Origin of the sequence: Winogradskyella forsetii (assembly GCF_013394595.1) — a bacterium.
GTDB classification, from domain to species: Bacteria; Bacteroidota; Bacteroidia; order Flavobacteriales; family Flavobacteriaceae; genus Winogradskyella; species Winogradskyella forsetii.
Genome location: NZ_CP053348.1, coordinates 1,744,262 through 1,761,222 on the forward strand (window position 1 = coordinate 1,744,262; position 16,961 = coordinate 1,761,222).

The window sequence follows — 16,961 nt, forward strand, 5'->3', positions numbered from 1 at the left end:
TAAGATTTTAATTTGTTGCCACGTAGATAGGACCTGTAAACGGTTTTAATCCACTATTTTTCACATTAATAATATAAAAATAGGTGCCAGTTGGAACTTTTCCTGAACTTCCTATAGAAGAACTATGAGCCTCGCCATTCCAATCGTTTTGGTAATTGTTAGACTTATATATCTCTGCTCCCCAACGATTGAATATTTGTAATTCAATCTCAAAGCCACATTCCTCAATAGATTGTACCGTAAAATAATCATTGACGTTATCACCATTTGCGGTTACTGTTTTGGAAATTTGAATATTATCGGCTGAGCTACATGGTAACACCAAACAGTCATCATCAATTGTCACATTAACTTCAACTTCTTTTGGACAAGGCCCTTCAGTAATAGAATATAAGAATGTATAGATACCAACTTCAGCCGTTGATGGATCAAAGAAACTACCATCTAAGGTTGTATCTCCATCTAAAACGCTCCAAGTTCCGTCCATGCTAAAGTCACCAGATAGTAAGTCGAATAAATCGAATTCAATATCAAGGACACAACGGAAACCTTCTTCTGCATTTATAACATTGCTTATTTCAACAGTAATATTTTGAGTAAATACAGCTGCATTACCACAGTCATCTTCTACTTCCCAAGTTCTAGTAATGGTATAAGCTTCAAAATCATTTATTTGGGTCGACTCTTCATTGTAAGTTACGGTAATATCATTAGAACAAGAATCTTCAAATACTAAACTTGGTTTTTCAGGAATACCATCACAAGCAACCGTTATATTGTCATCTAAAGAAGATACAAGGGCTGGTGCTGTTGTATCTTGAACAGTTATAAATTGTGTATGTTCGGATACATTCCCACAACTGTCAGTTGCTTTCCATGTGCGTTCAATTATATAATCACCTAAACATAGTCCATTTGTAATCTCTTCTTCAAAACTGACCTCTGCTGCACTACAATTATCATTTGCAGTTAAGGTTTCTGCTGTTGGAACGGAATCACATTCGGCATCAATATCTGATGGTAATGTTTCATTAAATGCTGGTGCAGTAGTATCTTCAACTGTTATAGTTTGAACAAATGTGGTGTTATTATCACAGTCATCAGTTAACGACCACGTTCTTGTTATTATTGAACTACCAGGACAATCACCTTCGACAATGCTATCCGTATAAATAGCTTCAAGATCCGTTGTGCAATTATCGGCTTCATCAGTTACATCTCCAGTTAAAGTTACATCTGAAATATCCACGTCACATTCAATAGTAATGTCCGCAGGAACAGAGAATGTAGGCTCTGTTGTATCCTGAACTGTTATGGTTTGAACCGATGTCGTGGTATTATCACAATCGTCAGTTAACGACCAAGTTCTTGTTATTATAGAACTACCAGGACAATCGCCTTCAACAATGCTATCCGTATAAATAGCTTCAAGATCCGTTGCGCAATTATCAGCTTCATCAGTTACATCGCCAGTTAATGTTACATCTGAAACATCCACATCGCATTCAACAGTAAGGTCAGCAGGAACAGAGAATGTAGGCGCTGTTGTATCTTGAACCGTTATAGTTTGAACCGATGTCGTGGTGTTATCACAATCGTCAGTTAGTGACCAAGTTCTTGTAATTATAGAAGCGCTTGGACAATCACCATCCGCAACGCTATCTGTAAATATAGCTTCAAGATTAGTTGAACAATTATCCGCTTCATCCGTTACATCACCAGTAATGGTTAAATCTGTAGCATCTTGGTCACATTCAATAGTGATGTCAACAGGAACAGAGAATGTTGGAGGTGTTGTATCTTGAACCGTTATGGTTTGAACTAGAGTAGTGGTGTTATCACAATCGTCAGTCAATGACCAAGTTCTTGTAATAATAGAAGCACTTGGGCAATCGCCATCTGCAATGGCATCTGTAAATATAGCTTCAAGATTAGTTGCACAATTATCCGCTTCATCCGTTACATCACCAGTAATGGTTAAATCCGCAGCATCTTGGTCACATTCAACAGTAATATCAGTAGGAACAGAGAACGTAGGCGCTGTTGTATCTTGAACCGTTATGGTTTGATCTTCAGATACTGAATTACCGCAGGCGTCAATTGCCGTCCATGTTCTTGTGATCGTTTTTGTGTTTCCACAGGCAGCCACTTCAGAATCTGTAAAAGAAACGTCTGGAGTTGCACAATCATCGGTAGCCGTAGCCAATCCTGTATTTGTTGGGTCGGTAGCCTCATCACATTCAATACTGATATCCGCAGGAATTGTTAATGCTGGTGCCACGGTATCTATTATAGAATAGCTTGCAGAAATTGTAGCGGTATTTCCACAATCATCAGTCGCTGTAAATGTTACTGAAATAGCTCCATTGTCGCAATCAATATCCGTGTTAGAACCATAATCGTTGGTCCAAGTGATCGCTCCACAGTTGTCGGTTGCTGTTGCTCCCGCATTATTTGCTAACCAATCCTCAAGGGTTCCGTCAGGTGTAATTCCACATTCGATATCAATATTTTCTAAAGTTGAATCATCAATAGTTGGAGCCGTCGTATCTTGAATTGTTATCGTTTGGACAAACGTTGTGTTATTGTCACAATCGTCAGTCAATGACCAAGTTCTTGCAATGATTAAAGCACTTGGGCAATTGCCTTCGACAACGCTATCCGTAAAAATAGCATTTAGTCCAGAAGCACAGTTATCGGATTCGTCGGTGACATCGCCAGTCAGCGTTAAATCGGTCGCATCTTCATCACATTCAATTGTGATATTTGCAGGGACTGAAAATGTTGGTGGAGTTGTATCTTGAACCGTTATGGTTTGAACTAGAGTAGTGGTGTTATCACAATCGTCAGTCAATGACCAAGTTCTTGTAATAATAGAAGCACTTGGGCAATCGCCATCTGCAATGGCATCTGTAAATATAGCTTCAAGATTAGTTGCACAATTATCCGCTTCATCCGTTACATCACCAGTAATGGTTAAATCAGTCACATCGACATCACATTCAATAGTTAAATTAGCTGGTACAGTAAATGTAGGTGCCGTTGTATCTTGAATGGTTATAGTTTGATCTTCAGACACTGAATTACCACAGGCATCAATTGCCGTCCAAGTTCTTGTAATCGTTTTTGTGTTTCCACAGGCAGCCACTTCAGAATCTGTAAAAGAAACGTCTGGAGTTGCACAATCATCGGTAGCCGAAGCCAATCCGGTATTTGTTGGGTCTGTAGCCTCATCACATTCAATAGTGACATCTGCAGGAATTGTTAGAGCTGGTGCCACGGTGTCTATAATAGAATAGCTTGCAGAAACTGTAGCCGTATTTCCACAATCATCAGTCGCGGTAAATGTTACTGAAATAGCTCCATTGTCGCAATCAATATCCGTGTCAGAACCATAATCGTTGGTCCAAGTGATCGCTCCACAATTGTCAGTTGCTGTTGCTCCTGCATTATTTGCTAACCAATCCTCAAGGGTTCCGTCAGGTGTAATTCCACATTCGATATCAATATTCTCTAAAGTAGAATCATCAATAGTTGGAGCCGTTGTATCTTGAATTGTTATCGTTTGAACAAACGTTGTGTTATTGTCACAATCGTCAGTCAATGACCAAGTTCTTGCAATTATTAAAGCACTTGGGCAATTGCCTTCAACAACGCTATCCGTAAAAATAGCATTAAGTCCAGAAGCACAGTTATCGGATTCGTCGGTGACATCGCCAGTCAACGTTAAGTCTGTAACATCTTCATCACATTCAATTGTAATATTTGCCGGGACTGAAAATGTTGGAGGTGTTGTATCTTGAACCGTTATGGTTTGAACTAGAGTAGTGGTATTATCACAATCGTCAGTCAATGACCAAGTTCTTGTAATTATAGAAGCACTTGGGCAATCGCCATCTGCAACGGCATCTGTAAATATTGCTTCAAGATTGGTTGCACAATTATCCGCTTCATCCGTTACATCACCAGTAATGGTTAAATCAGTCACATCGACATCACATTCAATAGTTAAATTAGCTGGTACAGTAAATGTAGGTGCCGTTGTATCTTGAATGGTTATAGTTTGATCTTCAGACACTGAATTACCACAGGCATCAATTGCTGTCCAAGTCCTTGTGATTGTTTTTGTGTTTCCACAGGCAGCCACTTCAGAATCTGTAAAAGAAACGTCTGGTGTTGCACAATCATCGGTAGCCGTAGCCAATCCTGTATTTGTTGGGTCTGTAGCCTCATCACATTCAATAGTGACATCTGCAGGTACCGTAATCGTTGGATTGCTGGTATCTTCAACTGTAATAATTTGAGTGGCAGTTGCTGTATTATTACAATTATCAGTTATTGTAAATGTTCTAGATACTATTGTAGGACAGTTATCTGTTGAGATAATACTATCCATGTAAGTAATGCTAAATATATTATAATCATCAGAAGCATTATAATCTGCATTTGATACAAACGTTGCTTTTACGTCACTTGATTGTGAAGCACTATATGGAAAAACAGCATTTGTAGAAGAAATATTAGAAGCATCACAGCCCTCTATATTTAATGTTGGAGGTACTGCAATCTCAGGATCTTCATTGTCATCAATGCCAATAGTTGTATTCAAAGTTATATTATAAGTACAGCCGTTAAAGTCTGTAATTAAAACCGTATATGTATTGGCAGCTAAATTTTCAAATTGGCCAGAAGATTGAGTTGTAGTTCCATTGTCAATGGAGAAAGTATACGGTGGAGTTCCGCCTATAGCTTCCGCTACAAGACTACCTGTATTTTCTGTATCACATCCTACATTTGTAATTTCAGTAATAGTACCAGAAAGCGCAGATGTTGGTTCAGAAATTGTTACTGTTTCTGTTACAGCATCACAAACAGAATCATCCAAAGTGACGCTAACCGTATAATCACCAGCAAGAACATTAGTAATTGAACTCGAAGTTACACCAGAATCGGTTTGACCATTAGACCATGTAAAGGTAAACGTAGCTGTTGGATCGATAGCAGAACTCGCAAATACAGTGGAGGCACCAGTCGCCTCACCAAAACATAAAACGTTAGTTGTAGTTCCGGTCGTTAACGCAATGTCACAATCATCAGTACATGTGATTTCAATACTTTCAACAGCTTTACAACCATTGCCATCTGTTACAACAACTGAGTGAATACCAACAGGTAAATCACTAGCCGTAGCTGTAGTTTGGTTATTCGCAGAGGCAGACCATTCATAATTATAAGGCAATGTTCCACCAAACGCCGTAGCCGTAGCCGTTCCATCAGTACAACCTTTTATAGATGTGGCGTTTACTTTAGTAATGCTAAGATCTAAAGCCTCATTGGGTTGAGAGATTGTGATTGATTGCACCACAGGGTCACAAAAAGATCCGTCTAAAGTAACACTTACAGTGTAATTACCAGCAACAACATCAGAAATTGAACTTGATGTTACACCAGAATCGGTTTGGCTATTAGACCACGAAAAGGTAAAAGTAGCCGTTGGATTTAAGGCCGAGCTTGCCGATACAGAAGTTGATCCTGTAGCACTACCAAAACACAGCACATTAGTAGTTGTACCAACAGTTAGGGCAGTATCACAATCATCAGTACATGCGATTTCTATAGTCTGGTTAATTGTACAATCATTGGCATCAGTAACAATGACTGAATGATTTCCAGCAGGTAAATCCGTTGCCGAAGCACCTGTTTGATTATTAGCGGAAGCCGACCATTGATAAGTATAAGGAGCAGTTCCACCCGAAACATTGGCTGTAGCTTCACCATTGGAACAACCTTGAGCGGTCGTAGCGTCTACTTTAGTAATAGTTAAATCTAAAGCATTAGTCGGTTCATTTATAACAGTATTTATTGAGGTCGTACAATTATTAGCATCTGTAATAGTTACGGAATAAGTGCCAGCGGAGATGTTTGTTAAATTCTGACTTGTTGCTGAGTTACTCCATAAGAACGTGTATGGTTGAACACCACCAGTAACATTAATCGAAATTTCTCCGGTTGCTTCTCCGTAGCAATTGATATCTGTTGTTGAATTCACAGTAGCCGAAATAACAGGGTGATTTACGGTTATAGTCTGCGTATGTTCAGTACTATTCCCACAATCATCTTCAGTTATCCAATTTCTTAAAATAGTATGTGAATTGTCACAATAACTTCCATTCTCTGTTTCTGTAAATGCCACAACAATATTATCATCACAATTATCAGTAGCTGTTAATACAGCAGCAATTGGAATTGTATCTGCAGTAACCGTAATATCTGATGGTAAGCTTTCATTAAAGACAGGGCTAGTTGTATCTACAACAGTTATAGTTTGATTTGCAGAAGTGGCATGACCGCAAGTATCAGTTGCTGTCCAAGTTCTTACAATTGTTTTCGTATCTCCACATGCACCTGGTGTTTCAGCATCAGATTGAGTTATTCTAACCGACCCACAAGAATTACTTGTAGCTACACCAGTATTAGCACTTGATTCATCATCTCCACATTCAATAATTATATCATTGGGAATACTAAGAGAAGGCGCGTTTGTATTTTCTATTGTAATGTCTAATGTTGCCTCAGCAGAATTATTACAAATATCAGTAACCGTAAATGTCCTGGAAACGGACATAAGGCAATCGCTAGTTGATGTGATCTCATCAATATAGGTGATGCTTTGAATATCAAAATCGTTATTTGCATTGTAATTTGAATTAGTAGCAAATACAGATTGCACATCTTCAGATTGTGCACTGCTGTATGGGAATATACTATTTGAGCTTGTAATGTCATTAGCATCACAACCCTCTATGGTTAACTCAGATGGTACTGTAATACCTAGATTTATATCTATGACAACAGGGTTATTCAAATAATCACTTGTACAATCCGTATATGCACTTCTAACCACCAGCGTATACGAACCTTCGGATACATCAATAAATTCAGGTGATGCTTGAAATGTAGCAGCATTATCTATAGAGTATTCATATTCGGGACCTAAAGGACTATCAACAGAAATCGTATAAGCATCTTCAGTAGATCCGCATAAAAGATTAAAGGATGGATTCGGTGGCAAGTTCACAAAATTCATGGTTACTGTAGCGGTATCGCACACCAAGGCGTTGGGTGCAGGTAAACATACTCGATAATCAAAAGTCACTTCGCCTGTAAAATTATCAACAGGTATATAGCTATAGGTTCCGTCTTGGTTAAATTCGAAAAACTGTCCTGATGGCGTAGGACCAGAAATTAGCGCATACGTGGAGTTATCAGGGACATTATTAAATTCATTTAAGTCACCGTTAAATTCAGAATCAATACATTTTAAACCCATTTGGTCTACTGCATACTTCTGTAATAAAAAGAATTTACCATCTCCATGATCTCTTGTAGCACCTGTAAATTCTATTTTCGTTATTTTTGAATCAATTGGAGCTATATCACTTAAATAAAATAATCCAATACCAATGGTTTGTCCATTGTTATTACAACGCCCAGATCTCCAATAGTCAGAACCGTTCACAGGCGGTCCGAAAGCACAATTTCTGTAATCTCCACTGTTCCTTACAAATGTTCCGCCTAATTTTTGTTCTATGCCACCCATTGCCGGAATTCCCCATATTTCTATGTAAAAACAGTTATTACCACCTCTCTCTGTAACAGCGAGTATGCCATCTTCATTGGATGGAATTGCCGGATTATAAAAGATGGTCTGTTTCTGGGCATCTGTAGATGCTACAGCCGTAAAGTCTTCACAGATATTTCTTCCATTAGTATCAGCTGTGAAATAGTGATTTAGATTGGTGTCTTGAAAAGCACTTATGGCATTAGAATTCCAATTAGGCGAATTACTGTTACCACCTGCTGTAGAGCCATTTTCTGAAATTCTATTAGTTGAATGACCATCTGGCCCTAATCTTGTCATTTCATAACTTGTAGGTACCACAAAAGTATTATAAATCAATCCGCCAATAGTTACGGATTGAATAGTTGCTGGATCATTAAGATTAGCTTGTGTATCAGACCATTGAAAAGTAACACCTGTTTGGATGGAAGGTGCTTGCTGAGCATCGCTTAGATTTGGTAAAATAGCAAATAGAGCTACAGCAATAGCTCTCGTTATACTTGCCACAGAAATACAATTGTATTTGTTTTTCATATAGTATTTAATAACTTATAATGTCAACGATGTTGGTTATATCTACATATAGCTCTTAGCCTAAAGACTAGTGCTTATCTAAAATTATTTTAGATACTAACAACATTGTTATTTGTCTTTTGTAAAAAAATAGAGGGAAGTACTGTTAACGTAAATGGATAATAGAATGGATTAATTTATTTTTGATTTGGGGTCATTTACATTAATTTTACACAACAAAATAACTTATAACTAAAATGATAATCAAACATTCGAGTTAAAGCGGCAATTTAATCGTTAAAACGGAAATATGCAACCTTTTGTCGAAAAAAAATGCGTTTAATCGATGTTTAATTAATGATTTGAAAGGAATTTTTACAAATAAAATTATGATTATATGGGTGTTCCATGTATAGAATGAACACAATCGATTTATGAATTTTGAAAACAACAAATGAATTTATGAAAACACTTATTCTAATGAGACATGGTAAATCGTCCTGGAGGCATAACGTCTCGGACCGAGAAAGACCTTTAAAAAGTAGAGGTAAAAATGACGCTAAATTAGTTGCTAATCAGTTTGTTAAACATAACGACTCTCCTAAAGTTATCTTTTCTAGTCCGGCAAATAGAGCACTTAGTACGTGTAAAATCTTTACTAAAGCCTTAAAAATCCCCGAAACCGAGATTAAGGTCATTGAAGATTTATATGATTTTAGTGGGGAAAGTGTGATCGATTTTATTAAAAGTTTACCAAATAGTTTAAATGAGGTTATGATTTTTGGACACAATCATGCTTTCACATCAATTTCTAATATATTTGGGGACAATTTTATAGATAATCTTCCAACAAGTGGTCTGGTTAAGATCAATTTTGAGATTGATAATTGGAAAGATCTCAAACAAGGAACAACGGAATTTATAATTATTCCAAAGGAATTAAAATAATGACAAGAGACAAAAATATTTATATCAACAGAGAGCTAAGTTGGCTAAAATTCAATGAACGTGTATTGCAAGAAGCCGCAGATAAAAATGTTCCTTTAATTGAACGCTTGCGGTTCTTAGGTATTTTCTCCAATAATTTAGATGAATTCTTCAAAGTGAGATATGCTACGGTCAAACGAATTTATGAAGCCGGAAAAGGTGGCAAAAGTGAATTGGGCGGCATAAAAGCTGGCGATCTTTTGGAAGAAATCACTCAAATTGTCATTGAGCATCAAAGTTATAGCTTAGAGATTTTAGATGAAATCGATAAAGAACTGGAAAAAGAAAATATTTATGTCATCAATGAGACTGAAATAGATAAAGATCATCATGAGTTTATTATGAATTATTTTTATCAGGAAATCAGTCCAGCGTTAGTTGTAATCATGCTTAACGAAGATGTGGCCTTACCTGAGCTTGAAGATATTTCGGCATATTTAAGCGTAACGATGTCGAGTCCTAAGAGCAAGGATCAGGTGGCTTTGATAGAAATTTCTTCAACCATGGATCGGTTTATAGTACTTCCAAGTAAAGGAGAGAACAACTATATCATAATGCTAGATAATATCTTAAGATATTGTTTAGATGACATCTTCAATATATTTAATTATGAAAGCATTAGTGCTCATATGATTAAAATAACACGAGATGGTGAATTGGATTTTGACAGCGATCTTAGTAAAAGTTTTATAGACAAACTTTCCGAAAGCGTCAAAGACAGACAAAGTGGTGCGCCAGTGCGTTTTGTTTATGATAAAAATATTAAAAAATCTACGTTACAGTTTCTTTTAAAGCTCATGTCAATAGACGAAAAAGAAAGTATAATTCCAGGAGGCCGTTACCATAACCGAAGGGATTACATGAGTTTTCCGAGTTTGGGAAGAACGGATTTACTTTACGATAAAATTAAGTCACTTCCCGTAAAAGGACTAAGCCTAGAAGAGAGTATTTTTAAAACCATTGCCCAAAAAGACTATTTAATCTATACACCTTATCACACCTTCTCATATATCGTAAAGTTTTTAAGGGAAGCAGCTTTAGATCCAAAAGTTAAATCCATAAAAATCACGATTTATAGACTGGCTCAGATTTCACATGTCGCAAGCTCTTTAATAAATGCGGCCAAAAACGGAAAGAAAGTAACCGTTTCAATTGAACTGAGAGCACGTTTTGATGAAGCTGCAAATATTAACTATGCAGAGCAGATGCAAGATGAAGGAATTAAGATGCTCTTTGGTGTTACGGGTTTAAAGGTGCATTGTAAAATGTGCGTAATTGAGCGCGAAGAAAATGAAAAATTGGTAAGATATGGATTTATAAGTACAGGTAACTTCAATGAATCTACGGCAAGGATATATACGGATTTTACATTGATGACTTCAAATTCAAAAATTCTTAAAGACGTCAATAAAGTCTTCGATTTTTTTGAAGTCAATTACAAAGTCAATAGATATAAGCACATCATTACCTCGCCGCACTACACTAAAAGTAAGATATTTGGCTTAATCGATAATGAAATTGTAAATGCTAAAAACGGAAAACCGGCGTATATAAAACTAAAAATGAATAGCATCAGCAGCTATAAAATGATAGATAAGTTATACGAGGCAAGTAGGGCAGGTGTAAAAATACAAATGATAGTCAGAGGACTTTGTTGCTTAGTGCCAGGAATTAAAGGTATGAGCGAGAATATTGAGATAATAAGCATTATTGATAAATTTTTGGAACATACACGATTATATATATTTTCGAATCAAAACAACCCAAAAATTTATATATCCTCAGCAGATTGGATGACCAGAAATATTGATACTAGAGTAGAAGTGAGTTGCCCAATTTATGATGAAGATATAAAACAGGAATTACAACATTTATATGATATCTGTTGGAATGATAATGTTAAAGCAAGAATCATAAATGACAACCAAGATAATACTTATCGCAGGAACGACAACCCTAAAGTAAGAGCGCAATTTGATACCTATAAGTATTACTTAAATAATTTAGAAGGATAGATATGCTGAAGATACAGAAATATGCAGCTATAGATATAGGTTCAAACGCTGTACGGTTATTAATATCAAATATTATAGAATTAGATGAGGAACCCGTAGTGTTCAAAAAAAACTCATTGGTCCGTGTCCCTATTCGGTTAGGTGCAGATGTTTTTTTAAAAGGAGAAATATCTGAATATAACCAGGAACGAATGATTGACACCATGAAAGCTTTTAGTCTCATAATAAAGTCCCATGGCGTAACTCGTTACAAAGCTTGTGCAACATCGGCAATGAGAGAGGCTAAGAATAGTGCACCCTTAGCTGAAAAAATACTTGAAACCTGTGGTATAAATGTCGAAATTATTGATGGCGAGGAAGAAGCAGCGATTATTGCGGCAACAGATTTACAATCGTTTATCAATCCGAATAAAACATATCTTTATGTGGATGTTGGTGGTGGAAGTACTGAATTTTCCATTATACATAACGGAGAAAAAAAACAATCCAAATCATTTAAAATAGGCACCGTAAGATTGCTTAATGATATTGTTAAGAATGAAACTTGGCAAGAATTAGAAAATTGGATTAAAGAGAATTCCAAGCCATACGATAAAATAGAATTAATAGGTTCTGGTGGTAACATTAATAAGATTTTTAAAATCTCTGGTAAAGCTATTGGCAAACCGTTAACCTATTTTTACTTGACAAGTTATTACAAAATGCTTCAAAATTACTCTTACGAAGAGCGAATAACAAAATTAAACTTAAACCAAGATAGGGCCGATGTTATTATTCCTGCAACACGGATTTATTTGTCAGCCATGAAATGGAGTGGTGCAAAAGATGTCTATGTACCAAAAATAGGACTCTCAGATGGTATTATAAAAAGTATGTATTACGAAACCGTTTCGAGTGTGGTTTTGTAATTATTAGGTTATAAAACACCCATTTGTCTGATTTTTCCCTACTAAAATCCATTAATTCATTATGTATTTTAGAATTTAATATATCTTCGTTATCTCAAATTGAAAATTATGAAAAATTATTTACTCGCTTTGTTATTGGTTGCTTTTACAACAGTTGGTCTATCTCAAGACATTACTTATGGTGTAAGGGGTGCACTCAATATATCCAACCTAGATTTTGAACCTGATGCTGATTTTGACAACGAGCACCGAAATGGGTTTGCATTTGGTGGATTTGTAGATTTCGGTTTTTCAGAGAACACATCGTTAATGTTAGAACTACAATGGTCTGCTGAAGGTGGAAAAGCAGAAGAACTTAGAGCTGATTATATTCATTTACCAATTTTATTGAGGTTTTCTTTATCAGATCGTATGATTTTAGGATTCGGACCAAAAATAGGTCTGAAAACTTGGAAGGCCAACGACTTATTTTCAACCGCTGCTTTTTCCGGTGTCGCTGGATTGGAATATATGATTACGGATGAATTCTTTGTAGATGCTCGTCTATCTTATGGACTTACCAATGTGATAGATCAGGATTTGAAAACATTGGAAGCTAAAAACAATGTCATACAATTTGGTTTTGGAATGAAGCTTTAAAGTTATAAAAGTCTTGAAACAAAATAAAGGAGCCTTTCAATTATGTGTTGAAAGGCTTTTAAATTCATGACTATTTGATAAATTATTCAGTGGCTTTGTCAACCACAATTCTTTCAGCTCTATTCGCAACTTCCCAAGCCGTATAAAATACTAAACGCGTTCTGGTTTCCAATAAATCGTATTGAATCTTATCTGGTGTATCTGTTGGTTTGTGGTAATCAGCATGTGTACCATTGAAATAGAATATCACGGGAATATTATGCTTCGCGAAATTATAATGGTCAGATCTGTAATAAAAACGGTTGGGATCATTGTCGTCATTAAAGGTGTAATCCAGTTCCATATTTACATATTTTGTATTGGCTTCTTCCGAAATATAGTGCAATTCCGTACTCAATTTATCACTACCAATTAAGTAGATATAATTTCTTGTTCCTGTGGTACGTTTGGGATCTGTTCTTCCAATCATATCGATATTGAGATCAGCAACGGTATTTTCCAATGGAAATATAGGATCATTGTCTGTATAGTGCCTAGACCCTAAAAGTCCTTTCTCTTCACCAGTGACATGAAGAAATAGAATTGAACGTTTTGGACCATGACCTGCTTTTTCTGCCGTTTTAAAAGCTTCAGCAATCTCCAATATGGCCACAGTACCAGAACCGTCATCATCTGCTCCATTGTAAATTTCGCCATTTTTTATTCCTTCATGGTCCAAATGTGCTGAGATGACCACAATTTCATCTGGTTTTTCAGAACCTTTAATGTATGCGACAACATTTTCGGAAATAATGGTTTCAGATTTGTTTTCAATGTCAAAATTAATAGCTGTTTCTATTAGTTTTGGAGTGTTATTTTTAGCTATTGAGGCATATATCTCTTTTCCTAAATCTTCGTTTGCCAAGATCATTATCATTCCGTCGGTATTGCTTTTCAAACTTAAACGACCCGTTGAACCAGATGCAGCTTGACTTTGGTAATATGGTGCATATTTGGAAAATTGCTCGTTATTAATAAAGATCAATCCTTTAGCGCCATTTTCGGTCGCTGCTTCCCTTTTGCTTGAAATGGATTGACGACCATTGGTCCATTTGGTGTTATCTGTCTTTCCAGAAGTGATAAAATTACCATCTGCATCTCTGGGCTCTCCAGCTTTAGCTAACACAAATTTGCCTTTAACATCTAAATTGTGGTAATCTGAATAGTTGTCGTCATCAATACCAAAGCCCACGTAAACAATATCGTCAATAGACATGTTTATACTATAGGGAGCTGCAAGAACCACAAGGTCTTCAAAATTTAAATAGTCATTTCCGTTTATGGTTAAATTACCTTCAGCGACTTTATGCTTTTCCAAAGGTACTTCTTGAAAATAATCATCGTCACCTAATGGCGTTGGTACTGTCATTGATTTATACTGTCCCTTTAAATATTCCACCGCTAATTTCTGTCCTTTTTCACCTGTATTTCTACCTTCAAATTTATCGGAAGCATAAGTGTATAGCATCGTTTTTAATTCATCGGAAGTAATTGTTGAAGCATATTCTTCAGGGTCAATGTTTTCAATTTTAATCGATTTTGTTCCAGAAGAGCTTCCACAACTTACGATTAAAAACGCTGTACTATATAATAGCAATAAATTTTTCATTAAGGATAAGAGGTTAAATGATTTGTGTTTAAGAATTAATTGAAATTTTCTAAAAAAATCAACTTTTAAAATTACAATAATTAAAGAGTTTTTGAGATTGATGTCAAAGTCTTTTAACATAGTTTAACATCAGAGAATTTCCTTTTTCAGTCGCTCTTCAGAGTTTGCCAAATACCAAGCTGTAGCAAATATTAATTTTGCGCGTTTTTGCAAAAGTGGAAAGTTGATTTTGTCTGCTGTATCGGTTGGTTTCGTATAATCCTCATGCTCACCATTGAAAAAGAAAATTACGGGAATATCTTTTAAAGCAAAATTATAATGATCAGACCTATAAAAATAACGGTTAGGATCCCTGTCATCATTATATTTATAATCTAGTTCTAGATTGGTAAATGTTGCATTGGCTTTTTGAGCTATAAAATCCAATTCCGTACTCATTTTATCAGAACCTATAAGGTAAATATAATTTTCATTGTCAAGGTGCCGTTCATCAACGCGTCCAATCATATCTATATTTAATGTTGCTATGGTATCATCGAGCGGAAATATGGGGTTTTGGGTATAATATCTTGAGCCATGCAACCCAACTTCTTCCGCAGTAACATGCAAAAACACAATACTTCTTTTTGGTCCAAAACCATCTTTAACGGCTTGGCTGAATGCTTCTGCCATTTCTAATACGGCCGCAGTACCAGAACCGTTATCATCCGCGCCATTGTATATTTGACCATTAACGATACCTTCGTGGTCAGAATGGGCAGCGATGTAGACATATTCATTGGGAAATTCAGAACCTTTAATGTAGGCTATAATATTTTGTGAGGCGTTAAGGTTTTCTGGTAACGCATCTTTTGGTACAATTTGATAGTAATTTGGATGGGACTCCGGAGCAGTTATATTAAGACGCTTGTAATACTGTCTTATATAATCACAAACCTGATTGTGTCCGTCTTCACCAGTCATTCTACCCATATATTTGTCTGATGAAACTTCAACAACGTGAGATTTTAACTCGTCTATTTTTATGGTATTAAGGTAAATCTCAACAAGGGATTTATTTTTATAAGTGATACTGTCTTTAAGATTATTCACTTTTTCGCTATGTCTTAACGTGGCACATGAACCAACTAACAGAAGTGCAGAAGCAATGAATATTTTCATGTCAAATAAGGTAACGGATTGATTTTGTCAAAAATAGGATAAATAGCTGGAAATTTTTCTTACAATGAGATTGAAATTTTATATTTTTTCATCAATGGTGACACTATCAATAATTGCTTTAGGTCGGTCTTGGCTGTCTTGGTCTGTTTGCTCTAATGGTTCGGTTTCCTCAATTTCTGACGGAGTGATTACGCCTTTATAAATGGTTAAACTCAATGAAATTATAACTAAAAGAAAAATATATTGAATAGGTTTGATTTTGGATTGCTCTTTTTTTGAAAGAAACAGTAATAGTAAACCACTAATAAAAGCTATGATTATTGGTAGGATGGAGAGGTTAAAGAATTTAGTAGTCGCTAATATGGTTGCTGCTAAGGCCGAAATGAGACCAATGATGATAACTGTTTTTTTCATGCTTTATAAATTTTGTGCTAATTTAATGCGTTCAAGAATTAAGTCAGCATTTATTGTGCCGAAAAATATAAAGTAAACTAAAATGGGACATATTTTATCATTAAAAAAATAGAGTTAAATTATTTTCAAAAAAACTATGTAAAACCTTTGACCACATGAAAAAGGATTTTATATTTGCACCCGCTAAAGGAGAAATGGCAGAGTGGTCGAATGCGGCAGTCTTGAAAACTGTTGAGGGTCACACCTCCGGGGGTTCGAATCCCTCTTTCTCCGCAAAAGAAACCCGTAACGAAAGTTGCGGGTTTTGTGTTTTCAGCAATGTAAAAAACACTAGTTTTTGTTAATGGATGAAAATGCTAAAGCCAAGAAGCAAAGTGTAATTTGGGATTTTTTAGGGATCATGCCTAAATGTTGTGTGTTAGGCAAAAATTTTTTTAGGCTAAGGGATATTTAATCCTTTTCGCTCCGCTGAGTTAAGTTTCATTTGTAACTTAACATACAATAAAACCTTTCTAAAGTTATTCTTGAACAGCTTTTATCTATTATATCATCTTTCAATTTGTGCTTTAGGTTCATCATAACGTCCATGCTTATTTATTATAGCCAACTGGCCTGCATGATACGTGGTATGCGAAATAATTCTACCAAAAGCTTCTGCTTTACTTTTCGTACCAAATTCTTTAGTTACAACTGTAGTTTCCCAGTCTGAATCTTGCTGTTTTTCTACAATAGACTGTAACACTTTATAGGAATGATTCACATAGTCTAACAACTCATTAAGATTTGTCCATTCTCCAGTGTCTCTTTGAGCAATAACTGTTTTCGCTATCACTTTGGTATGGCTAGCTCCAAATACATTTTTGGCAAAAAGCAATTCAACATCGCCAATATGACGGATTAAAAAACCGATACTATTAGGAGAGGGCAATAGTTTCTTTGTCAAATCCTCTTCAGTAAGATTGCCCAACTGATTTGTAAATCGTGTTCTTGCTTCTATCCATAAGTCTAGTAATAATTTTGTTTTGGTTTTCATAATTTTTGAGGTATTAAAGTGT

Annotated in this window: 9 protein-coding genes and 1 tRNA gene; 5 read left to right on the forward strand and 5 right to left on the reverse strand. The window is 35.8% G+C overall.

Going from position 1 to position 16,961, the window contains the following annotated elements:
* Positions 1–7: 7 nt before the first annotated feature.
* Complete coding sequence (locus tag HM987_RS07635) at positions 8–8,155, reverse strand: T9SS type B sorting domain-containing protein (RefSeq protein ID WP_179006689.1); 8,148 nt, start codon at positions 8,153–8,155, stop codon at positions 8–10.
* A gap of 441 nt (positions 8,156–8,596) precedes the next feature.
* Between HM987_RS07635 and HM987_RS07640 the strand changes: the two genes are divergently transcribed.
* From HM987_RS07640 to HM987_RS07655, 4 genes are all read left to right on the forward strand, one after another.
* Positions 8,597–9,082, forward strand: coding sequence for a SixA phosphatase family protein (locus tag HM987_RS07640; RefSeq protein ID WP_179006691.1), 486 nt, complete (start codon positions 8,597–8,599; stop codon positions 9,080–9,082).
* Entirely contained in the window at positions 9,082–11,136 is a 2,055-nt protein-coding gene (ppk1, locus tag HM987_RS07645; protein WP_179006693.1) for a polyphosphate kinase 1, read from the forward strand. The genes HM987_RS07640 and ppk1 overlap by 1 nt, the downstream gene beginning before the upstream one ends.
* A gap of 2 nt (positions 11,137–11,138) precedes the next feature.
* A complete protein-coding gene (locus HM987_RS07650) occupies positions 11,139–12,044 on the forward strand; it encodes a Ppx/GppA phosphatase family protein (protein ID WP_179006696.1) in 906 nt (301 codons plus the stop codon).
* 108 nt (positions 12,045–12,152) lie between these two features.
* Entirely contained in the window at positions 12,153–12,683 is a 531-nt protein-coding gene (locus HM987_RS07655; protein ID WP_179006698.1) for a porin family protein, read from the forward strand.
* An 82-nt stretch (positions 12,684–12,765) separates the two neighbouring features.
* Here HM987_RS07655 and HM987_RS07660 read toward each other — a convergent pair whose 3' ends face one another.
* The 3 genes from HM987_RS07660 to HM987_RS07670 form a co-directional block, all read right to left on the reverse strand.
* The gene (locus HM987_RS07660) at positions 12,766–14,331 is read right to left on the reverse strand and encodes a M28 family peptidase (RefSeq protein ID WP_179006700.1); all 1,566 of its coding nucleotides are present in this window, start codon (positions 14,329–14,331) and stop codon (positions 12,766–12,768) included.
* Between the two features lie 129 nt (positions 14,332–14,460).
* Entirely contained in the window at positions 14,461–15,492 is a 1,032-nt protein-coding gene (locus HM987_RS07665; protein WP_179006701.1) for a M28 family metallopeptidase, read from the reverse strand.
* 78 nt (positions 15,493–15,570) lie between these two features.
* Positions 15,571–15,906: a hypothetical protein gene (locus HM987_RS07670; protein ID WP_179006703.1), complete on the reverse strand. Its 336-nt coding sequence runs from the start codon at positions 15,904–15,906 to the stop codon at positions 15,571–15,573.
* 188 nt (positions 15,907–16,094) lie between these two features.
* Between HM987_RS07670 and HM987_RS07675 the strand changes: the two genes are divergently transcribed.
* Positions 16,095–16,179 (forward strand) — tRNA-Ser (locus HM987_RS07675).
* Between the two features lie 274 nt (positions 16,180–16,453).
* On the opposite strand, the gene HM987_RS07680 is transcribed toward HM987_RS07675, so the two are convergent.
* A complete protein-coding gene (locus HM987_RS07680; protein WP_179006705.1) occupies positions 16,454–16,939 on the reverse strand; it encodes a DinB family protein in 486 nt (161 codons plus the stop codon).
* Between the last annotated feature and the right edge of the window lie 22 nt (positions 16,940–16,961).